The sequence below is a fragment of the Nonomuraea glycinis genome (assembly GCF_014646515.1).
Classification (GTDB): domain Bacteria; phylum Actinomycetota; class Actinomycetes; order Streptosporangiales; family Streptosporangiaceae; genus Nonomuraea; species Nonomuraea glycinis.
The window spans coordinates 542,425-557,843 of sequence record NZ_BMNK01000001.1; the positions used below are offsets into that span (position 1 = coordinate 542,425).

Sequence of the window (15,419 nt, forward strand, 5' to 3'; positions counted from 1 at the left end):
ACCTCTATATTTCGCCCAGATGCGCGACGTTCGCCCGGTCCGCGGAGTCGGTGCTGGGCCGGCCCGCCAGCCACGCGTCGAGAATCTCGTCCAGCATCACGGCCGAGGTGAGCCGGAGGCTGATCGCGAGCGCGTTGGCGTCGTTCCACTTGCGGGCGCCGTCGGCCGTGTAGGCGTCGACGCAGAGGGCGGCGCGCACGCCGGGCACCTTGTTGGCCGCGATGGAGGCGCCCGTGCCGGTCCAGCAGCACACCACCGCCTGGTCGGCGCGCCCCTCGCTGACGTCACGGGCCGCCGACTCCGAGGCCCACGCCCAGTCGTCGCGCTCCTCGGCGCTCAGCGCGCCGTGCGGGATGACCTCGTGGCCCCGCTCGCGCAGCGCCGTCACGACCTGCTCCGCCACCCCGTCCAGGCTGTCGGCCGCTACTGAGATCCGCATGGCTCCAGGTGTACCAGAGCGTGCTGACAGGCGCGGGTGGGAGCCCAGGCCCGCCAGGCCGTGGTGGCCGTCGAGCGGTGGCCCTAGGGCGGCGGCTGTCGGGCGGCGAGCGGCCGGTCGGCGGGGTGCTGGTCGGCGGGCGCGATGATCCGCTTCGGTTAGCCTGGCCGTCATGCGTACGCGTCTTGGTCAGATTGTGGTGGATTGCCGGGATCCGAGGACGCTGGTGCGTTTCTGGGCCGCCTTGCTCGGCGGCGATCCGGTGGATCGTGCCCGGGGTTGGTCCCACGTCGAAGCTCCGGGAGTACGGCTGGCGTTCCAGCCGGTCGCCGAGGACAAGACCGTGAAGAACCGGTTGCATCTGGACGTCGAGGTCGACGTCATCGAGCCCGCCATCGCCCAGGCGCTGCGCCTGGGCGCCACGCGGATCGGCGAGACGGTGACCGACGACCAAGGCTCCTTCCAGGTCATGGCCGACCCGGAAGGCAACGAGTTCTGCTTCGTCGGTGCTTGAGCCGCCCTTGACCGCGGATCAGAAGCGTGGTGGCGGGTGCGGGAATCGAACCCACCTGAAGCGGCGTATGAAACCGCCGGGCACACCAGCGCCCTCACCCGCCGAGAAGGCAAGCCTCGCGCGATCGGGTAGGGCGAGCAACCGATTAAGTGGCGAAACGCGGTCTTATGTGCTTGGTTGTGTCGCCATATGAGCATCATCAGGGTGGAAGACATTCCGGCGCTCGCGCGAGGGTGCGCGGTGCTCGGCACCGGCGGCGGAGGAGACGTGCGCACCGGTGCGCTGGCGGCCCGGCGGGCCATGGAGACGTATGGCGAGGTGCCGCTCGTCCGGCTGGCCGACCTGCCCGAGGACGCCCTGGTGGTGCCGCTGTCCGGGATCGGGGCGCCGACGGTCGGCCACGAGATGATCTACGGCGAGGACGAGCCCAGGCGCGTCGTCGAGGAGGTCGAACGGATCTTCGGCAGGCCGCCGACCGCCATCATGTCGTCGGAGATCGGCGGCTCGAACGGCGTGGCGCCGGTGGCCTGGGCGGCCCAGCTCGGCCTGCCGCTGCTCGACGCCGACGGCATGGGGCGAGCCTTTCCCGAGGTCCAGATGATCTCGATGCACGTCGCGGGACTGCCCGCCGACCTCGTCATCATGTCCGACATCGTGGGCAATGTAGTGACGATTCGTCCCATCGACGGGCTGTGGTCGGAGCGGCTGGCGCGGGCGGTGTGCGTGGCGGCCGGCTCGCACGCGCTGATGGCCGACTACATCCTCACCGCCGCGCAGGCGCGCGGCGCGGTCATCGAGGGTACGGTCACCCGCGCGCTGGAGGTCGGCCGATCCACCGAAGGCGCGGCCGAGCCACTGGCGGCCCTCCAGCGCGAGCTCGGGGCGGCGCGGCTGATCACCGGCAAGCTGACCGACGTGGAGCGGCGCACCACCGGCGGCTTCGTCCGGGGCACGGCCACGATCGAGGGCACCGGCGACGACCGTGGCCGGACGCTCCGGCTGGAGCTGCAGAACGAGAACCTCGTCGCGATCGAGGACGGAGAGGTCAGGGCCATGGTGCCGGACCTCATCACGGTGGTCGACACCGAGACGGCCGGTGCGATCCAGACCGAGAGCCTGCGTTACGGCCAGCGCGTGGCGGTGCTCGCCTGGCCGTGCGACCCGCTCTGGCGCACGCCGAAGGGCCTGGAGACGGCCGGGCCGCGGGCGTTCGGCTACGACCTGGAGTACGTGCCCGTCGAGGAGTCGGTCAAGGAGGAGTCGCGTGGCTGAGGGCGATCTGCGCGTCGGCATCGACGTCGGGGGCACGAACACCGACGCGGTGGTGCTGGACGCGTCCGACCGGGTGATCGCCAAGGCCAAGCGGCCGACGACCCCGGACGTCACCGCCGGCCTCCGGGCGGCTCTGGACGCCGTCCTGACCGAACTCGCACAGCCCGGAGCATCGGGTGGAGGGGCGTACGGGATGGAGGGTGGGGTGGTGTGGGGGCGCATCACTCGGGTCATGTTGGGCACCACGCACGCCACCAACGCGATCCTGGAGCGCAGGAATCTCGGCCGGGTGGCCGTGCTGCGGCTGGGCGCGCCCGCGACCACGGCTGTGCCGCCGCTCGTCGGCTGGCCCGCCGACCTGCGCGAGGTCGTGTCCGCGGGTGAGGCCATCGTGCCCGGCGGGCATTACGTGGACGGTCGCGAGATCGGACTGCTCGACCCGGACGCGATCCGTCGCTTCCTGGACGGGGTGCGGGCCGACGCGGTCGCGGTCACGGGCGTGTTCAGCCCGGCCGGCGACGAGCACGAGCGGGCGGTCGAGGAGCTGGTCAGGCGTGAGTACGGGCTGCCCGTCTCGATGAGCCATGAGATCGGCTCGCTCGGCCTGCTGGAGCGGGAGAACGCGACCGTGCTCAACGCCGCCCTGTACACGGTCGCCGGGCACGTCACCCAGGCGCTGACCAGCGCGCTGGCCGAGCGTGGGCTGTCGGCCAGGCCGTACCTCGCGCAGAACGACGGCACGCTGATGACGGTGGAGCACGCCGCGCGGCTGCCGGTGTCGACCATCGGCTCCGGCCCGGCGAACTCGCTGCGCGGGGCCGCGCTGCTGTCGGGGGTTCAGGACGCGATCGTCGCCGATGTGGGCGGCACCTCGACGGACCTGGGTGTGCTGGTGGGCGGGTTCCCCCGGGAGTCGGCGGCGGCGGTGGAGATCGGCGGGGTGCTGACGAACTTCCGCATGCCGGACATCCTGGCCATCGCGCTGGGCGGTGGGAGCGTGGTCCGGGACGGGGCCGTCGGGCCCGACTCGGTCGGGTACCGGATCGCCGAGGAGGCGCTGGTGTTCGGCGGCGGCACCGCGACGCTCACCGACGCGGCCGTGGCGGGCGGCCGCCTCCCCCGCGGCGTCTCAGGCTGGCGCGAGCGCCTGGAGGCGGTGCTGGCCGAGCGCCTGGAGGCGGTGCCGGCCGAGCGGGGGTCGGCCGGGCAGGGGTCGGCGGAGCGAGGGCCGGGCGGGCGGAGGGGGGTGGGCGACATGTCGGAAGATATTCGCGACACTCTGCAAAGGGCGCTGGCCGTCGCCGACGCGCTGGCGCTGGACGCGGTGGACCGGATGAGCCTCGGCCGAGCCGACCGTCCCCTGGTGGCGGTGGGTGGAGGGGCGTTCCTGCTGCCGGAACGGATCCCCGGGGTGAGCCGGGTGATCCGGCCCGAGCACGCCGCCGTGGCCAATGCCGTCGGCGCCGCCATCGCGCTGGCGAGCGGCAGAGTCGATACGATCATGCCTGCAGGTGAAAGCCGGTCAAAAGCGATCGAAAGGGTCAAGGAGGAGGCCGTGGCGCGGGCCGTCGCGGCAGGCGCGGATCCGGCCGGTGTCCAGATCGTCGATCTCCTCGAGGTGCCGCTGAGCTACCTGTCGGAACCCGCCGTACGGGTGCACGTCAAAGCCGCCGGACCCCTCACCCGGTGACAGATCGAAAGGACTTCCCCCACATGAGCTGGCACAAGCGTCTGCTCCTCTTAGGGGTCGCCGGTACCGTGGCCATGGCCGCGTCCGCGTGCGCGGGCGGCCAGGTGCGCGGCGCTGACCGTTCTCCCCAGCCGAGCAGCACCGGTGAGACGGCGGCGACCCAGACCCAGCCGGCCACGGCCACGGCCAACGACGACACCTTCGTCTACGCCCCCAACCTCGACGTGGTGACCGACTGGGACCCCGCGACCTCGTACTCCAACGAGAACATCGCGATGTCCAACATCTACGAGGGCCTGACCCGCTACAACTCCGCGACCAGGAAGCCCGAGCCGCGTCTGGCCACCGAGTGGACCTCGGCGGCCGAGGGCAAGGAGTGGACGTTCAAGCTGCGGCAGGGCGTGAAGTTCCACACCGGGGCCGCGCTCGACGCCGAGGCGGCCAAGAAGGCCATCGAGCGCACGATCAAGGAGAACTCCGGCGCGGCCTACATCTGGGGCGCGGTCGACACGATTGAGGCTCCCGACGCCTCGACGCTGAAGTTCACCCTCAAGTACGCCACGCCGCTCGACGTGGTCGCCGCCTCCGGCTACGCCGCCTACATCTACGACACCGAGGCCGTGGACCAGGTCAAGGACGGCAAAGCCGACGCCGGTACGGGTCCGTACACGATCGACAGCTGGCAGAAGGGCAAGGAGACCGAGCTCACGCTGAAGGCGTACGAGGACTACTGGGGCGGCTGGAAGCCCGAGCAGTACAAGAAGGTCGCCTTCCGGGTCACCCCCGAGATCACCACCGCCTGGCAACTGCTGAAGCAGGGCGAGGTCAACTTCGTGCAGCGGCTCAACCCGCAGCTGTTCGAGCAGGCGAGCGACACCGAGGGCGTGCAGGTGAGCCGGACGCCGTCGTTCCAGAACCTGCTGGTTCTGTTCAACACCGCCGGCGGCGCGACCAAGGACGTGCGGGTACGGCAGGCGCTGCAGCTCGCGATCGACTACGACGGTCTCCTCGCGGCGCTGAAGGGCGCGGGCGTGAAGGCCAGCGGGCTGGTGCCCGAGGGGCTGGTCGGCCACACGGCCAACCTGGAGGCCGAGCAGGACCTCGCCAAGGCGCAGGAGTTGCTGGCCTCGGCGGGCTACGGCGGCGACAACGAGGAGCTCAAGCTCACCCTGACCTACGCCCAGGGCGACGAGGACCAGAAGCTGCTCGTCACTCTGCTCACCGCCGCGCTGCAGAAGCTGAACGTGACGCTGCAGGCCAAGCCGATGGCCTGGAACGCCCAGTGGGACCAGGGCAAGGCGAAGGGCCAGGACATCTTCGTCATGTACTGGTATCCGGACTATCCGGACGCGTACTCGTGGTTCTTCAACGTCTTCAGGAGCAACGACAAGCCGGAGCTCAACCTGTCCTACCTGAAGAACGCCGAGATCGACGCGGCCATCGACGAGCTGCCCAAGCTGACGGCCACCGACCTGTTCGCGGCGGAGACGTCGTACGACGAGCTGCAGAAGAAGATCCTTCAGGAGCAGGCCGCCGTCGCGGTGCCGTACGTGCAGACCTACCAGCGCGCGCTGTCGGCGGACGTGCAGGGGTACGTCGACAACCCGGCCTATCCGAACGTGGTCTTCTTCCACGACCTCAAGCGCGCGAGCTGAGGCCTGGGTGCTGCGGTATCTGATCCGCCGGCTCGGCCAGGCCCTCCTGGTCGTGGCCGGCGTGGTCATGCTCACCTTCGTCGTCATGCGGCTGGTGCCGGGGGATCCGGCGGTGGCCTTCGCCGGGCCCAAGGCCACGCCCGAGCAGCTCGCGGCGGCGCGCGAGCGGTTCGGGCTGGACGATCCGCTGTGGGTGCAGCTCTGGAACTACGTCAGGGACCTGGTGACGGGAGACTGGGGGACCAGCCTGCACACCCGGCAGCCGGTCCGCGACGATCTGCTGCTGGCGTTCCCGGCGAGCCTGGAGCTGGTCGGGGCGGCGCTGCTGCTCGCGATCGTGGCCGGCATTCCAGTCGGGGTGCTCGCCGCCCGCTATAAGACGAAATTTCCGGACTTTGGGGTGCGGGTGGCCAGCATGCTGGCCGTCTCCGTCCCCGTGTTCTGGCTGGCCCTGGCGCTGCAGACGGTCTTCGCCAGCAACCTCGGCTGGTTCCCCGTCGCGGGAGAGTACGACTCCTCGCTCGACACCACCAGCCCGCTGACCCTCTGGACCAACATCACCGTCGTCGACGCGCTCATCACCGGCAACTGGCCCATTCTCACCAGCACCCTGCGGCATCTGGTGCTGCCCACGCTGGTGGTGGCCGCCTACCCGACGGGAGTGATCGCCCAGATGACCCGCGCGATGCTCATCGAGGAGGCGGGCCAGGACCACGCCCGGCTCGAACGCGCGCTCGGCTTCGGCGAGACGTCCATCCTGACCAGGTTCGCGCTGCGGCCCGCGCTGGGCCCGGTGCTGTCGCTGATCGCGCTGGTCTTCGCCTACTCGATCGTCAACGGCTTCCTGGTCGAGGCCGTCTTCAACTGGCCCGGCCTGGGCCGCTACGCCGCCTCCGCCATCTCCTCGCTCGACACCCCGGCCATCGCGGGGGTGACCCTGCTGGTGGCGCTGGTCTACGTGCTGGCGAACCTGGTCGTGGACCTCCTGCAAGGCCTGATCGACCCACGGGTCAGGCCCCAATGACACCGCCCGGGACACCGCCCGGGACACCGCCCGGGACACCGCCCGAGGCGTCACTGTCCGAGGCGGGGCCGTCCGAGGCGCCGCTGCGCCGTACCCTGCCCAAGATCACCGACCGGTTCGCCGCCACCGGCGCGGTGCTCATCGTGGTCGTCGCGGCGGCGGCGCTGCTCGCGCCCTGGCTCGCGCCGTACCCGGAGGACGCGGTCGATCCGGTCAACGCCCTGCTCGCGCCCGGCGCCGAGCACTGGTTCGGCACCGACCAGGCCGGCCGCGACGTGCTCACCAGAGTGCTGTACGGCGGTCGCACGTCGCTGTTCATCGCCGTGTCCGTGCTGGCGGTCTCGGCGGCCGTGGGCGTCACGCTCGGCCTGGTGGCCGGGTACGCCGGCGGCTGGGTGCGTGACGTGATCATGCGGGTGACGGACGTGTTCCTGGCCTTTCCCGCGCTGCTGCTGTCGCTGATGCTGGCCATGGTCCTGCAGCCGAGCGTCACCACGGTGATCGTGGCCATCGCGGTGACCTGGTGGCCGTGGTACGCGCGGCTGTCGGCCTCGGTGGCCGCCTCCGTCGCCACCCGCCCGTACGTGGACGCGGCGCGCTGCCTCGGTGTGCCCGCCCCGGTCATCATCGTCCGGCACGTCCTGCCGAACTCCATCACGCCCGTCCTGGTGCAGATCTCGCTCGACGCCGGCGGGGTCATCCTCACCGCCGCCGCGCTGTCGTACCTGGGGCTGGGCGCGCAGGAGCCGACGGCGGAGTGGGGACTGATGGTGGACCAGGGGCAGACGTTGTTCACCACCAACTGGTGGGTCGTCACCTTCCCCGGGCTGGCGATCCTGGTGACGGCGTTCGCGTTCAACGTGCTGGGCGAAGGGCTGCGCAACGCGCTGGATCCCCGGAGGGTCGTCAGGTGATCGAGGTCAGGGACCTTCAGGTGCGGTACGGGACGCGGGTCGTCGCCCGGGTGCCGGAGTTGGATGTGGGCGCGGGGGAGTGCGTGGCCATCGTGGGGGAGAGCGGCTCGGGCAAGTCGACGACCCTGCTGTCCCTGCTCGGGCTCACCGAGGGTGCCGACGTTTCTGGACATGTCAGTGTGTGTGGCGTCGAGGTCTTACAGGCGTCCCCCCAGCAACTCCGCCGGATCAGAGGCGCCCGCGTGGCCCTGGTCCTGCAGTCCCCCCAGGCCGCCCTCAGCCCCACCACCCGCCTCGGCACCCTGATGCGCCGCGCCCTCGAACTGCACGGCATCACCGGCCCGCGCGGCGGCGGGCCTGAGACGGGCGGGCCTGAGACGGGCGGGTCGGCCGGGTCGCGGAAGGAGCGGTCTTGGAAGGGCCGGGCCTCGAAGGGCGGGCTGGAGCGCGTCATGGTGGAGGCCGTGGAGGCGGTCATGCTCGATCCGGAGATCCTGCGCCGCTACCCGCACGAGATCTCCGGCGGCCAGGCGCAGCGGTTCGCCATCGCGCTGGCCATCGCGCTGGGCGCCGAGGTGATCCTGGCCGACGAGCCCACCAGCGCCCTGGACGTGACCGTGCAGGCCGAGGTGGTCGGGGTCCTGCACGGACTGCGCGAGGAGCGCGGCCTGGCCCTGCTGATCGTCTCCCACGATCTGGCCCTGGTGTCCACGATCGCCGATCGAGTGCTGGTCATGAAGGACGGCGAGGTCGTGGAGAGCGGCCCCGCCGCCGACGTCCTGACCCGTCCCTCCCACCCCTACACCCGCGAACTGCTGGAGGCTCTCCCATGACGTCGCTGCGGGCTGAGCGGGTGACGCTCGGTTATGGGCGTACGGCCGTGGTGCACGACGTCACGCTGGACCTCACCGAGGGCGGCGTCGGCCTGATCGGGGAGAGCGGCTCGGGCAAGACCACCCTGGCACGCGCCTTCCTCGGCCTCCTCACCCCCATGTCAGGAAATATCTGGTACGGCACACAAGACCTGAAAAAAGTGGACATGCGGAAGTTCCGGGGCGACGTGCAGCCGGTCTTCCAGGCGGAGGCCCTGGACCCCAGGATGCGCGTCGGCAGCTCCGTCGCCGAGGCGCTGCCGCGCGCCGACCGCCACCGCGTCCCCGACCTGCTCGAACAGGTCGGCCTGACCCCCGACCTGGCCACTCGCCGCCCCCACCAGCTCTCCGGCGGCCAGCGCCAGCGGGTGGTGATCGCCAGAGCACTGGCCGTACGCCCGCGCCTGCTCATCCTCGACGAGCCCACCAGCGCCCTGGACGTGACCGTACAGGCGAAGATTCTCGACCTGCTGGCGGGGCTCGACACCGAACGCCTGCTCATCACCCACAACCTGGCGATCGTGGCCAGGCTGTGCAGGACCTCTCATGTGCTGTTCGCGGGCCGGGTGGTCGAGTCCGGAGGCACCGCCGACCTCCTCGCCAGACCCGCCCATCCCTACACGCTGGCGCTGCGGGAAGCCGTACCGAAACTGGGGGGAGAGCCGCCGGCGGCGAGAGGGAGAGCCGAGGCCAGGCCGGCTGGGACGGGCTGTCCGTTCCGGCTGCGCTGCCCGCTGGCCGTACCTGAGTGTGAGCGCGCTCCCGCGCTGCGTGAGGTGGCCGGACGGCGCGTGGCCTGTCACCGCGCCGAGGACGTACTGAACGCCTGAGCCGAGGACGTGCTGAAGGCTGGAGCAGGGGGCTTGTCACCGCCCAGGGACATGCTGAGCGGGGCCGGTCACCGGGCCGAGGGCGTGCGGAGCGCCTGGAAGGGGCGTCACAGCGCCTTCAGCCCGGTGATCACCTCCAGCAACACCGTGGCGTCGGGGGCGGGTGGCGGCGACTCCACCTGGACGAGCTGCTGCGTGTGCAGGTCGCCGACGAGCACCCGCACCACGCCGATGGGCAGGTTGAGCTCCGCCGCGACGTCCACCAGCCGGGTCGGCTTGGTGCACTTCTGCAGGATGATCAGGTGCTCGGGACCGAGCCCGACCGGCGGGGTGAGCCCGCCGGAGGTGATGATCACCGCGATGAGGTCGATGGCCTCGCTCGCGGGCACGGTCCGGCCCCTGGTGAGTAAGTAGGCAGGGACGATGGGGCCGGCGTCCTCGTCCAGCCAGCGCTCGTCATTCACCTTGCACCACCCGCATGGGGCGTGCCGGCTGCCTGATGGGTTCCTCCGGCGCGGCCGGGGGATCTGTCACATGCTCTGCCGGGATCAGCACGATGGCGGTGGTCCCTCCATATGGTGAACCGCGCAACGTCACGCGGATGTCATGCCGGGCGGCCAGCCGGGAAACGACGAAAAGACCCAGCTGCTCGCTGTCGGCCAGGTCGAACTCGGGCGGGCTGGCCAGCCGCCCGTTGAAGTCGGCCAGTTCCTCGGCGCTCATGCCGAGCCCGCGGTCCTCGACGTGCACGGCGAAGCCGCGGGCCGCCGCCTCCCCGCGCACCATGACCGTGGTGTGCGGGGGTGAGTAGACGGTGGCGTTCTCGATGAGCTCGGCGATCAGGTGGATCACGTCACCGACCACGGGCCCGTTCAGCCGCTGCGTGGGCATCGGCTCGACGATGACCCGCTGGTAGTCCTCGACCTCCGCCGCCGCGCCCCGGACCACGTCCAGCAGCGGCACCGGCCTGCTCCAGCCGCGCCCCGGAGTGGCGCCCGACAGGATGATCAGGCCCTCGGCGTGGCGGCGCATGCGCGTCGTCAGGTGGTCCAGCCGGAACAGGTCTTCGAGCGCGTCCGGGTCGGTGGCCTTGTGCTGCATGTCCTCCAGCTGGATGCGCTGGCGGTGCAGCAGCGCCTGGCTGCGCCTGGCCAGGTTGCGGAAGACGTGGCCGACGCCGTCGCGCAGCTGCGCCTGGCCGACGGCCGCCTCCACCGCGGTCTGCTGGACGGTGGAGAACGCCTGGCCCACGTCGCCGATCTCCGCGGTGGTGCTGGCCACCGACAGCTCGGGCACCTCCACCGTCTCCCCCTTGCGGAGCTTGGCGACGACCTCCGGCAGCCGCTCCCTGGACACCTCGAGCGCCGCTTCCCTGAGGGTGAACAGCTCCTTGGACAGGCGGTTGCCCATCCGCAGCGTGAAGACGATCGACACGATGATCAGCAGCAGGCAGGTGCCGGCGAGGAGGAGCGCCCGGACGAGCACCGCGTCGGCCACCGGCTCGGACCGGGCCGAGAGCATGATGCTCGCCTTGAGCTGCGCCGCCGAGAACGACTTGGACAGCGCCTCGGTCGTGGCGAGCCAGCCGCGCGGCGCGCCGCCGGCGATGATCTGGTCCTCCATGAGCCGCAGCCGCTGGTAGACGGGCGAGGTGATGATCGAGACCTGGATCTCGCGCAGGGTGGGATCGAGCTCGCCCAGCGCGTGGTCGATGAGGAAGCGCCGGTTGCCCACGAGCTGGGCGAAGAGCCTGCGCTCGGCCGGTGTGGTGGGGCCGATCGCGATGGCCTGCTCCCTGGTGAGCAACTCCTCGGCGTAGCCGAGGTCGATGACCAGGCGGGACTGCTCGTAGATCGGGATGTCGTCGATGAGCCCGACCCGCCGGTGCAGCCCGAAGAGCGCGTCGATGGCGGCGTTGTAGGCCTCGACTGTGTGCAGCCGATCGGACAGGCCCGCGTCGATCTCCCCTCGGATCGAGTCGAGCCTGCTCAACTGCGTGTAAACCACGTCAACCTGCGTGCGGATCGCCTCCGACGTGTCCCGGGACGCGCCCGAGAGCTTCCTGAATTCCTCCCTGGCCCTGTCACTGCGCGCACGCTGCTGGGCGATGGCCGACCTGTCGGTGGCCGTCTTCCCGGCATTCAAGAACTTCACCGAGGCGAGGCGTTCGCGCTGCAACTCGTTGCCGAGCTTGTGAGCGGGATGACGCAGGTTAGTCCAGAGCGTGGTGTATTGCCGGAGCTCCAGACTCTCGCCGGCCGTGACTGCGGTGATGACTCCCCACAGCACGACCATCGAGGCCAGTGGAACCAGCAGTAGGCCGATGATCTTGGTACGGATCGTGCGGCTACGACCCATGACACCTCACTCCGGTCGGTCCCCTGCTGGCAACCCCGGACGGGACAAGCCAAGAGGATAGCAATCGGATCTCCGGAATGCCCAATTTTTCAGCGGGTTTGGACACGTAACCATGATCATGCAGTAGGTTTCGCAGGTAGATTCGGTCACTGAGGGAGATAGGTTGCGCCGTCGACTCGCAGCGGTCGCCGCGCTGGTGCTGCTGATCACGGCCTGCTCGGTCCCGCCCGAGGTGCGGCAGGCTCCGCCAGGAGAGTCGGCGTTCGTCTACGTCAGGCACCTGGACATGATCACAGAGTGGGACCCGAGCCGGTCCTACTCCAACGAAGTCGTCGCGTTGCAGAACGTCTACGAGACGCTCACGCTGTGGAATCCGGTCACCAAGAAGGCCGGTCCCCGGCTGGCCACCTCGTGGCGGGCCTCACCGGACGGCCGGACCTGGACGTTCGTCCTCCGCCAGGGCGTGACCTTCCACACCGGCCGGCCGCTCGACGCGAGCGCGGTCAAGGCGTCGATCGAGCGCACCAAGCAGGCCAAGACCGGCGCCTCCTACATCTGGGACGCCGTCTCCTCCATCCGGACCGAAGACCCGTCGACCGTGATCTTCACGCTGCGCTACCCGGTCCCGCTGGACCTGGTCGCCTCCTCCGCGTACGCGGCCTACATCTACGACACCAAGGCGGCGTCGGACCTGCGCACCTGGTTCGCGGCGGGCCGGGACGCCGGCTCCGGGCCGTACACCGTCTCCTCGTGGAAGAAGGGCAGTGAGCACGAGCTCACGCTCAGGTCGTACGGCGGCTACTGGGGCGGCTGGGACCGGCCGCACTACCGCACGGTCAAGTACCGCGTCGTGCCCGATCCCAGCCGGGCCTGGCGGCTGTTGCTGCGCGGCGAGGCCAGCTTCGTCTACCGGCTCGACCCCAAGCTGTTCGCCAGGGCGCTGGCCACACCGGGCATCCGCACGGCCGAGCAGCCGTCGTTCCAGACGGCCATGATGCTGTTCAACACGGCCACCGGCCCGATGACCGACCTGCGGGTGCGCCGGGCGGTGCAGAAGGCGGTCGACTACCGGGGCGTGGTCAGGGCGCTGCGCGGCGGGGTCGCGCCCGCCAGCGGCATCGTGCCCGAGGGGCTGCTCGGCCACATCAGGGGCCGCGAGCCGAAGCAGGATCTGCCGGCCGCCACCACGCTGCTGCAGCAGGCCGGGTACGGTCCGGGCGGTGAGCCGCTCACGCTGACCCTCACCTACGCCGAGGGCGACACCGACCAGCAGCAGCTCGTCAGGAGGCTGCGCCGGGACCTCGCGCCGCTCAACGTCACGTTGCGGGCCAGGGCGATGCCCTGGACCGCCCAGTGGGAAGAGGGCAAGAAGAAGCGCCAGGACATCTTCGTGATGTACTGGTGGCCGGACTACGCCGACGGTTACTCCTGGTTCGGCAACGTCTTCCACAGCGCGGACCCGCCGATGTTCAACCTGTCGTATCTGCACGATCCCGCCACCGACGCCCTGCTCGACACGCTGCCCGAGCTGATCGTGACCGACCAGGCCGCCGCGCAGCGCGTCTTCGCCCAGGCCACCACGCGGGTGCTGGACAAGCAGGCCGCCGTGGCGATGCCGTGGGTGGTGAACTCACGCCGGGCCTACCTCGGCGGGATCCAGGGCTACGACGACAACCCGGCCTATCCCGACGTGGTCTTCGTCTATGACCTGCGGCCCTCCGGCTGACTCTCGATCCGCTCGCGCAGCCGTACTCTGATCTCTTCCGGGGTGTAGGCGCGGCGGCGCCGCTCGGCGCGCGCGATCGCCACCCCGGTGGCCGCGACGCCCGCGGCCCCTGCCAGCCCGATTATCTTCCACCAGCGCATGTGCCTACGCTATCGGTGTGCTGACTCTCGATGAGGCCGTGGAGCTGACCAGGACCGGCGACCTGTGGATCTTCCGGGGGCGTTCGGTGCCGGACCGCGCCATCCAGACGATGACCAACAGCCCGGTCAACCATGTGGGCATGGCGATCGTGATCGACGACATGCCGCCCATGATGTGGCACGCCGAGCTGGGCAGGTCGCTGCCCGACCTGTGGTCCGGCTCCCACCAGCGCGGCGTGCAGCTGCACGACCTGCGCGACGCGGTGACGGTCTGGGCCGACCGCTACGGCCAGCGTCCCTGGCTGCGGCAGCTCGAACCGCAGGCGAGCGCCGAGATGGAGGACGCGGCGCTGCGGACCGTGGCCCGGCTGGACGGCACGCCGTTCCCGTCCACGGCCCGGCTCGCCGCGCGCTGGGCCAGGGGCCGCATCCCGCAGCTCCGCCGGGCGCGCGAGCGCACGCTGGAGAGCGCCTACTGCGCGGAGGTGGTGGCCGTCACCTACGAGGCGATGGGGCTGCTGCTGCCGGGCCGCCGCCCCAACTGGTACGACCCGGGCAAGTTCTGGAGCGGCGATGACCTCGACCTTCAGGGCGACTACCGGCTGAGCGGCGAGATCACTGTCGGAGTCCCGCTTTCTGCTCGTGGCGCGACTTCACCTTGATCGGCATGTGCTCCAGCTCGTCCAGCGTGCCGGGGGAGTCCTTGAGGAAGTCGAGCCTGATCAGGTCGTCGCCGGCGCACATGTTCATCAGCCAGTCGCCGCTGATCCTGAACCTGGTGCGCCCCGACGGCGCGGTCAGCAGGTGGTAGCCACGGGTGACGAGCTGCGCCAGCGGGCCGGACAGGTCCACGCCCAGCGGCCTGGCCACCGCGTCCCTGCCGCCGAGGTCGACGACCAGGCCGAGATCGCGATGCCGATACTCCCGCATGGGGCCGCCGCGCAGCGCCGCGATCGCGTTGCGCGCGGCCGTCGCGGCCTGCCGGGAGGCGTGCTGCGCGGTCTGCCCGCAGACCCCGCCCTGCGGCGTGGTCAGATCGGGTACGGCCGCCGCGTCGCCCAGCCCGAACACGCCGTCGTGCTCGGGCACCTGGAGGTCCGGGCCGACCACGAGCCGCCCCTTGACCGTCTCGGTGCCCAGACTCGACACCACCGGCCTGGGCGTCACCCCGGCCGTCCAGACCACGGTGCGGGTGGGCAGCGTCGTGCCGTCGGTGAGCTTCGCCGACGTGTCGGTCATGCTCTCCAGCGTGACGCCGAGCCGTACGTCGATCCCGCGCTTCCTCAGCAGCCGGGTGGCCGCGTCGCCGAGCTGTTCGCCGAGCTCGGGCATCAGTTTGGGCGCGATGTCGAGCAGGGTCCAGCGCAGCAGCCCGGGGTCCAGGCCGGGGAAGCGGGCCAGCGCCGCGCGGGTCACCAGCTGCATCGTCGCGGCGGTCTCCACGCCTGAGTAGCCGCCGCCCACCACGACGAACCCGCACCTGGCCGCCCGCTCCGCCGGATCGCTGGAGCTGGCCGCCAGCTCCAGCTGGGCGATCGCGTGGTCGCGCAGGAACACCGCCTCGGCCAGCGTCTTCATGCCGCGGGCGTGCTCCTTGAGCCCGGGGATGTCGAAGGTGCGGGTCATGCTGCCGGGCGCGAGCACGATCACGTCGAACGGCACGCTGGTGACCTCGCCGCTGATCTTGAGCACCTCGCAGCGGCGGCGGTCGAGATCCACGTCCATGGCGACGCCGGGCAGCAGCTTGGCGCGGCGCAGCCTGGTGTGCAGCGGTGCCACGATCGAGCGTGGCTGCAGCACCCCGGCGGCCACCTGGGGCAGGAGCGGGAGGTAGAGGGTGTAGTCCTTGGGCGTGATCAGCACGATCTCCGCCTCGTCGGGCCGCAGCCACCGCTCCAGGAGCCGGGCACAGGTGTAACCGCCGAATCCACTGCCCACAATCGCTATTCGAGCCACGTGTTAGCTCTTCCGTGGAGCAGGGCGCG

The 15,419-nt window shown here is 70.8% G+C and carries 15 protein-coding genes and 1 tRNA gene; 10 read left to right on the plus strand and 6 right to left on the minus strand.

Annotation, left to right across the window (positions count from 1 at the left end):
• Nucleotides 1–4 precede the first annotated feature (4 nt).
• Nucleotides 5–439, minus strand: a complete 435-nt coding sequence (locus tag IEY87_RS02515) for an RpiB/LacA/LacB family sugar-phosphate isomerase (RefSeq protein ID WP_189136798.1) — start codon at nucleotides 437–439, stop codon at nucleotides 5–7.
• A 172-nt stretch (nucleotides 440–611) separates the two neighbouring features.
• On the opposite strand from IEY87_RS02515, the gene IEY87_RS02520 reads away from it, so the two are divergent.
• Nucleotides 612–953 carry a VOC family protein gene (locus tag IEY87_RS02520; protein WP_189136799.1) on the plus strand — a complete coding sequence of 114 codons (342 nt, stop codon included), beginning with the start codon at nucleotides 612–614 and terminating at the stop codon, nucleotides 951–953.
• A gap of 27 nt (nucleotides 954–980) precedes the next feature.
• Here IEY87_RS02520 and IEY87_RS02525 read toward each other — a convergent pair.
• Nucleotides 981–1,056 (minus strand) — tRNA-Met (locus IEY87_RS02525).
• Nucleotides 1,057–1,157: 101 nt separating this feature from the next.
• Here IEY87_RS02525 and IEY87_RS02530 point away from each other — a divergent pair.
• Genes IEY87_RS02530 through IEY87_RS02560 form a run of 7 tightly spaced genes read left to right on the plus strand, consistent with a single transcriptional unit; the run spans nucleotide 1,158 to nucleotide 9,210 of the window.
• The gene (locus IEY87_RS02530; RefSeq protein ID WP_225276808.1) at nucleotides 1,158–2,225 is read left to right on the plus strand and encodes an S-methyl thiohydantoin desulfurase family protein; all 1,068 of its coding nucleotides are present in this window, start codon (nucleotides 1,158–1,160) and stop codon (nucleotides 2,223–2,225) included.
• A complete protein-coding gene (locus IEY87_RS02535) occupies nucleotides 2,218–3,915 on the plus strand; it encodes a hydantoinase/oxoprolinase N-terminal domain-containing protein (protein WP_189136801.1) in 1,698 nt (565 codons plus the stop codon). Before IEY87_RS02530 ends, IEY87_RS02535 begins: the two co-directional genes overlap by 8 nt.
• A 23-nt stretch (nucleotides 3,916–3,938) precedes the next feature.
• Entirely contained in the window at nucleotides 3,939–5,570 is a 1,632-nt protein-coding gene (locus IEY87_RS02540) for an ABC transporter substrate-binding protein (RefSeq protein ID WP_189136802.1), read from the plus strand.
• A gap of 7 nt (nucleotides 5,571–5,577) precedes the next feature.
• Nucleotides 5,578–6,594, plus strand: a complete 1,017-nt coding sequence (locus tag IEY87_RS02545; protein ID WP_189136803.1) for an ABC transporter permease — start codon at nucleotides 5,578–5,580, stop codon at nucleotides 6,592–6,594.
• A complete protein-coding gene (locus IEY87_RS02550; protein ID WP_189136804.1) occupies nucleotides 6,591–7,508 on the plus strand; it encodes an ABC transporter permease in 918 nt (305 codons plus the stop codon). The genes IEY87_RS02545 and IEY87_RS02550 overlap by 4 nt, the downstream gene beginning before the upstream one ends.
• Nucleotides 7,505–8,341: an ATP-binding cassette domain-containing protein gene (locus IEY87_RS02555; protein WP_189136805.1), complete on the plus strand. Its 837-nt coding sequence runs from the start codon at nucleotides 7,505–7,507 to the stop codon at nucleotides 8,339–8,341. The genes IEY87_RS02550 and IEY87_RS02555 overlap by 4 nt, the downstream gene beginning before the upstream one ends.
• A complete protein-coding gene (locus IEY87_RS02560; protein ID WP_189136806.1) occupies nucleotides 8,338–9,210 on the plus strand; it encodes an ABC transporter ATP-binding protein in 873 nt (290 codons plus the stop codon). Before IEY87_RS02555 ends, IEY87_RS02560 begins: the two co-directional genes overlap by 4 nt.
• 107 nt (nucleotides 9,211–9,317) lie before the next feature.
• Here IEY87_RS02560 and IEY87_RS02565 read toward each other — a convergent pair whose 3' ends face one another.
• Together IEY87_RS02565 and IEY87_RS02570 are read right to left on the minus strand one after the other, a co-directional pair.
• On the minus strand, nucleotides 9,318–9,674 hold the full coding sequence (locus IEY87_RS02565) for a DUF742 domain-containing protein (protein ID WP_189136807.1): 357 nt from the start codon (nucleotides 9,672–9,674) through the stop codon (nucleotides 9,318–9,320).
• A complete protein-coding gene (locus IEY87_RS02570) occupies nucleotides 9,667–11,568 on the minus strand; it encodes a sensor histidine kinase (protein ID WP_189136808.1) in 1,902 nt (633 codons plus the stop codon). Before IEY87_RS02570 ends, IEY87_RS02565 begins: the two co-directional genes overlap by 8 nt.
• Nucleotides 11,569–11,731: 163 nt before the next feature.
• Here IEY87_RS02570 and IEY87_RS02575 point away from each other — a divergent pair, with 163 nt between their 5' ends.
• Nucleotides 11,732–13,294 carry an ABC transporter substrate-binding protein gene (locus IEY87_RS02575; RefSeq protein ID WP_189136809.1) on the plus strand — a complete coding sequence of 521 codons (1,563 nt, stop codon included), beginning with the start codon at nucleotides 11,732–11,734 and terminating at the stop codon, nucleotides 13,292–13,294.
• Here the strand turns inward: IEY87_RS02575 and IEY87_RS02580 are convergent.
• Entirely contained in the window at nucleotides 13,270–13,434 is a 165-nt protein-coding gene (locus IEY87_RS02580; RefSeq protein WP_189136810.1) for a hypothetical protein, read from the minus strand. The two genes, IEY87_RS02575 and IEY87_RS02580, sit on opposite strands and share 25 nt — an antisense overlap.
• A gap of 20 nt (nucleotides 13,435–13,454) precedes the next feature.
• On the opposite strand from IEY87_RS02580, the gene IEY87_RS02585 reads away from it, so the two are divergent.
• The gene (locus tag IEY87_RS02585) at nucleotides 13,455–14,096 is read left to right on the plus strand and encodes a hypothetical protein (RefSeq protein ID WP_225276888.1); all 642 of its coding nucleotides are present in this window, start codon (nucleotides 13,455–13,457) and stop codon (nucleotides 14,094–14,096) included.
• Here the strand turns inward: IEY87_RS02585 and IEY87_RS02590 are convergent.
• Nucleotides 14,050–15,372 carry an NAD(P)/FAD-dependent oxidoreductase gene (locus tag IEY87_RS02590; protein ID WP_225276807.1) on the minus strand — a complete coding sequence of 441 codons (1,323 nt, stop codon included), beginning with the start codon at nucleotides 15,370–15,372 and terminating at the stop codon, nucleotides 14,050–14,052. The two genes, IEY87_RS02585 and IEY87_RS02590, sit on opposite strands and share 47 nt — an antisense overlap.
• Nucleotides 15,373–15,419: the final 47 nt, after the last annotated feature.